The 4,875-nt window shown below is 70.1% G+C and carries 5 protein-coding genes; 2 read left to right on the top strand and 3 right to left on the bottom strand.

All coding sequences use genetic code 11. The features are described 5' to 3' along the window. On the bottom strand, window positions 1-490 hold a 490-nt coding region (locus tag WBL05_RS07730), incomplete at its 3' end, for an RNB domain-containing ribonuclease (RefSeq protein WP_424224952.1). A gap of 56 nt (window positions 491-546) precedes the next feature. Continuing rightward, window positions 547-2,370, bottom strand: coding sequence for an ABC transporter ATP-binding protein (locus tag WBL05_RS07725; RefSeq protein WP_424224950.1), 1,824 nt, complete (start codon window positions 2,368-2,370; stop codon window positions 547-549). Between the two features lie 76 nt (window positions 2,371-2,446). On the opposite strand from WBL05_RS07725, the gene WBL05_RS07720 reads away from it, so the two are divergent. Beyond that, a complete protein-coding gene (locus WBL05_RS07720; RefSeq protein ID WP_424224948.1) occupies window positions 2,447-2,893 on the top strand; it encodes a MarR family winged helix-turn-helix transcriptional regulator in 447 nt (148 codons plus the stop codon). A gap of 86 nt (window positions 2,894-2,979) precedes the next feature. Here WBL05_RS07720 and WBL05_RS07715 read toward each other — a convergent pair whose 3' ends face one another. Beyond that, the gene (locus WBL05_RS07715) at window positions 2,980-3,717 is read right to left on the bottom strand and encodes a zinc ribbon domain-containing protein (RefSeq protein ID WP_424224947.1); all 738 of its coding nucleotides are present in this window, start codon (window positions 3,715-3,717) and stop codon (window positions 2,980-2,982) included. Window positions 3,718-3,851: 134 nt separating this feature from the next. On the opposite strand from WBL05_RS07715, the gene WBL05_RS07710 reads away from it, so the two are divergent. Then, window positions 3,852-4,875, top strand: a 1,024-nt coding sequence (locus tag WBL05_RS07710; RefSeq protein WP_424224945.1) for an aminopeptidase P N-terminal domain-containing protein, incomplete at its 3' end; no start/stop codon positions are given.

Raw genomic sequence — 4,875 nt, 5'->3', positions numbered from 1 at the left:
CCTCGGACCGCTCGACTACGCCGTCGCCGTCGAGGTCGGTGCGCCAGACCAGCGCGGGCCTGGCGACTCCGTCATCCAGCAGGCTGGCGGCTGCCTCGCTGAGCGCGGCCGGGTGCAGCGGGACGCGCCAGGTGGGCGCGTAGTAGGTCTGGCCTCGGCGGCGGGCCTCGGTGTCGATGGCCCCGTCGGCGCGCACCCAGGCGGCCAGGTCGGTGATGGCGTACCAGACCCGGAAACCGGGACGGCGCCGTTCGATGAACAGCGCCTGGTCGAGGTCGGACGCCCCGGGTGGGTCGATGGTGACGAAGGGCAGGTCGGTGAGGTCGGTGCGCTCGGCCCGGTCGATGGGCCCGGACGTCGCCACCGCCTCGGCCTCGGCGAGCACCTCGTCGGGGAATCGCCGGGGGATGGCCAGTTCGGCCGCCAGTTGGCGGAGCCCATCGACCAGTTCGGGCGGGGCCTGCGGTACCCGGACGCGACGGATCGGCATGGGGTGAACCTACCCCGATCCGTCGCGACCTCGCCGACCTTTCCGGGCTCGGGCGGTCAGGCGGCCCGGGCGACCTCCCCGGCCGCCACGATGGCGGCGTACTGGCCACCCCTGGCGAGCAGCTGGGTGTGGCTGCCCTGCTCAACGACGCGTCCGGCATCGAGGACGACGATCTGGTCGGCGTTGCGCACGGTGCCGAGCCGGTGCGCGATGGTCAGCGTGGTACGTCCCACCGCGAGGTTGTCGAGGGCTTCCTGCAGTTCGCGCTCGGTACCCTGGTCGAGTGCGCTGGTGGCCTCGTCGAGCACCAACACGCGCGGGTTGCGCAACAGCGTCCGGGCGACCGCGACGCGTTGCCGCTCGCCGCCGCTGAACCGGTGGCCGCGGGCGCCGACGACGGTGTCCAGGCCTTCGGGCAGCGCCCGGATCACGTGGGCGATCCGGGCCGCCTCCAGGGCCTGCCACAGCTCGGCGTCGGAGGCGTGGGGCCGGGCCTGCTGCAGGTTGGCGCGCAGGGTGTCGTGCTTGAGGTAGGTCTCCTGGCTGACCACCCCCACGATGGCGGCCAGGTCCTCCGGGTCGAGGCCGCGCAGATCGATGCCGTCGATGGTGATCCGGCCGCTGTCGGGGTCGGCCAGCCGCGAGAGCAGGGACGCCACCGTCGACTTGCCCGAGCCGGTGGCTCCGACCAGGCCGATCGTGTGGCCGGCGGGGATGGTCAGGTCGACGCCTTGCAGGGCCGGCCGGTCGGCGTCCGGGTAGCGATAGCTGACTCGCTCGAAGCGGATCTCGCCGCGGATGCCGGCCACGTCCACCGGAACCGGGTTCGCGGGGGCAGGCACCTCGGGCACCAGGTCGAGGTAACCGAAGACCCGGCTCAGCATCGCCATCGAGGCCACCCACTGAGCGCCGATGTTGAGCAGTCCCATGATCGGCCGGAAGATGGCCGCCTGCAGTGTGGTGAACGCCACCACGGTGCCGATGGTCAGGCCGCTGCTCGGCCCCAGGCCAGCGGCCAGGTAGATGACGGCCGGCAGCGCGGCGAAGACGACGCTCATGGTGGCCATCCGCCAGCGACCGGCGAGCTGGGAACGCATGTCGAGGTCGACCAGGTTGTTCGAGATTTCGGCGAAGCTGGCGATGTTGTGTTCGGCGGTGCCCAGGGTCTTGGTGAGCAGCGCGCCGTTGACGGTGAGGGTCTCATCCACCTGGCTGTGAAGCTGCGCCATGGCGCGCTGCCGGGCGCTGGTCAGGTCGCGGCGGATCAGGGCGACCCGGCGGGTTGCCCAGATGGCCGGTGGCAGCACCAGCAGGCTGACCAGGCTCAGTCGCCAGTCGAGGGCGACCATCGCGATCGCGGTCGCGACAGCAGTTGTGAAGTTGGTGGCCACCGAGGTGGCGGTACTGGTGAGGATCGACTGCAGTCCGGCGATGTCGTTCACCAGCCGGGACTGGATCTCGCCGGCCCGGGTGCGCTTGAAGAAGTCGAGGGACTGGCGTTGCACGTTTGCGAAGACACCAAGCCGCAGTTCATGCATGACACGTTGGCCGACCGCGCTGGCCAGCCAGGTCTGCCACACCCCACCTATGGCGGTGACGACGGCCACGCCGATCATGCCGGCGACTGTGAGGATCAACAGCCGCGAGTCCCTGTTGGGCAGCGCGTCGTCGATGACGGCACGCAGCAGGAAGGGCTGCGCCATGCCGATCGCGGACATCGCCACGATGATCAGCAGCAGCAGCAGCATGCGCCAGCGTTGGGGCGCGAAGAGCTCAGCAACTCGTCGGGGCGAAATGGGCGACTCGGCGAGCTGGGCGCGATCGGAGGGATCGATTCGCTGTGGCCCGCGTGCCGGGCCCATCGGCGGCTGTTCGATCATCTGCTCCCACCTCCATTCATTCGATATACTCTGGTTAACACATTGAGAGGTTACCTCACTATTTGATTGGAGTCAAGTGAGTACGACTGACCCTGCGGCCGACGATATCCGCGAGCACTTCCAGCGGGTATCGCGCCGGATGCGCCGGGCCATGATGGCCGCGCTCGAACCGTGCGGTGTCAGCCCGCACCAGGCCCGGGCGCTGCGCACCGTCATTGATGCCGGGGAGCTTCGTCCCAGCCAGCTCGCCGAGTCGCTCGGCATCGCGCTGCGCTCCACCACCCAGGTGGTGGACGACCTGGTCGCCGCCGGATTGTTGAGCCGGCGCCCCGACCCTTCCGACCGACGGGCGGTGCTGGTCAGCGCGACCGAGGCGGGCCACCAACTCGCGGCCCGGATCGCCGAGATCCGCAGTCAGCAGTCCCGGCAATTCGCCAGCGTGCTCAGCGCTCAGGATCGCACCGAGCTGCGGCGGATCCTGGTGCTGCTTGAGGACGCCCTGGCGCAGGCACCCGAGGGGTAGCCCGCACGCCACCACTCGCTGGAATGCGGAAGTTCGCCCAGCGACTGCGCTTGGCGATCTTCCGCAGTGACGCCCGGGGGACTGGGTCAGAGCCCGGACTGCTCGGTCCTGACCAGGATGCGGCCGCACTCCTCGCAGCGCAGCACCTGGTCGGGCGCCGCATTGGCGTGCCGCTTGAGTTCGGTCATGTCGAGTTCCAGCCGGCAGCCGCCGCAGCGGCGGGCCTGCAGCTCCGCGGCCCCGGTGCCCGATCGCTGGGCCACCTTCTCGTACAGCGCCATCAGCTCGGCCGGCAGCCGGCCAGCCACGTCCGCCCGGCGAGAGGCGAGTTCGCCGATCCGGGTGTCCAGTTCCTTGCCGGCGGCGTCCCGGCTGGTGATCAGCGCGCGCATCCGGTTCTCGATCTCGGTGCGCTGCGCGATCAGCCGATCCCGCACCGCGGTCTCATCCTCGATCTGCTGCATGATCTCGAGCTGGGTGTCCTCCAGCGAGTTGATCCGGCCCTTGAGGTGCGTGGTCTCTGCGATCAGCGACTGCAGCGCCTTGGCGTCCACGCCACCGGCGTCGATCATCTTCTGGTTGCGCTCACGGCGGGCTCGGGCGGGGTTCAGGTCGGCCTCGACCCGTTCCTGCTCGGCCTCGGCGTCCTCCAGCCTGGTCTGCGAGGCGACCACCTGCTCACCGAGCCGTGTCCGCTGGGTGTTCAGCTCGGCCAGTTGTGCGTGCTCGGGCAGCGTGGTCCTGCGGTGTCGCAACTGGGCTACCTGGGTGTCCAGGTCGGCGATCTGCAGCAGCGCGCGCTGGGCGCTCGGGTCAGCTTGCATTGAGAACCTCCGTCGGCCGAAGCGTAACCACCGCCGCGCAGCCCGACCGCCCCTCCCAGCACCGGGATGTGGGCAGCGATCCCAATGGGCATAGGATCGAACAGGTTGACGACGCGAACGTAGTTGGAGGATACATGGCCAGCGAGCAGCGACCCGCCCTTCCTAATCGGCAGACCCCTTTCTCGGAGGCGTTCAAGCAGTTCATCCAGGCCGACTGGGCGCCGTATGACGAGACTGCGCCGAAGGCGCTGCCGGGGGCGATCGCTGCCGCCGCCCACCGGGCGAAGTTGTCCGAGCTGTACCCGGGTGAGCGGCTGATCATCCCGGCCGGCGGGTTGAAGGTCCGCAACAACGACTGCGACTACCGGTTCCGCCCGCACTCGGCGTTCACCTGGCTGACCGGGCTGGGCACCGACCGGGAGCCCGATGCGGTACTGGTGATGGAGCCGGCCGCCGGCGGTCACGAGGCCACCCTCTACTTTCACCCCCGGGTGCCGCGCACCGACGAGGAGTTCTACGCCGACTCCCGGTACGGCGAGATGTGGGTCGGTCAGCGCGAGTCGCTGGCCGAGATGGCCGCCCTGGCCCGGATGAGGACCGCCGACATCGATGACCTGCAGCCGGCGCTGCAGCTGATGGCGTCCACCACCCCGACCCGGATGCTGCGCGAGGCCAACCCGGAACTGGCCGACAAGCTCGACTCCTGGCGCGGCCGCGCCGAGCAGCAGGACGCCGACTTCGTGGTCGCGCTCAGCGAACTGCGGCTGATCAAGGACGCCTTCGAGATCGACCAACTCAAGCAGGCCTGCAAGGCCACCGCGGTCGGCTTCGAGGCCGTGGTCCGCGAGCTGCCCAACGCCGTCGCCAACGGCCGCGGTGAGCGCTGGGTCGAGGGCATCTTCGGGCTGCACGCCCGCCACCAGGGCAATGCGGTCGGTTACGACACCATCGCCGCGGCCGGTGACCACGCCAACACCCTGCACTGGATCCGCAACGACGGCGACCTCGCCGAGGGCGACCTGCTGCTGCTGGACGCCGGGGTCGAACTGGACTCCCTGTTCACCGCCGACGTCACCCGCACCCTGCCGGTGTCCGGCCGCTTCACCCCCGCCCAGCGCAAGGTCTACGACGCCGTCGCGGCCGCGCAGCGGGCCGGTA

The organism is Brooklawnia sp., from assembly GCF_049651565.1.
Classification (GTDB): Bacteria; Actinomycetota; Actinomycetes; order Propionibacteriales; family Propionibacteriaceae; genus Brooklawnia.
Note: the sequence above shows the minus strand (reverse complement) of the source record. Positions and strands in the feature narration are given on the sequence as shown.

Bases quoted from the DNA above. Each gene is read 5' to 3' on its own strand.
- WBL05_RS07725 (WP_424224950.1), bottom strand. From the start codon at position 2,370: ATGATCGAACAGCCGCCGATGGGCCCGGCACGCGGGCCACAGCGAATC.
- WBL05_RS07715 (WP_424224947.1), bottom strand. From the start codon at position 3,717: ATGCAAGCTGACCCGAGCGCCCAGCGCGCGCTGCTGCAGATCGCCGAC.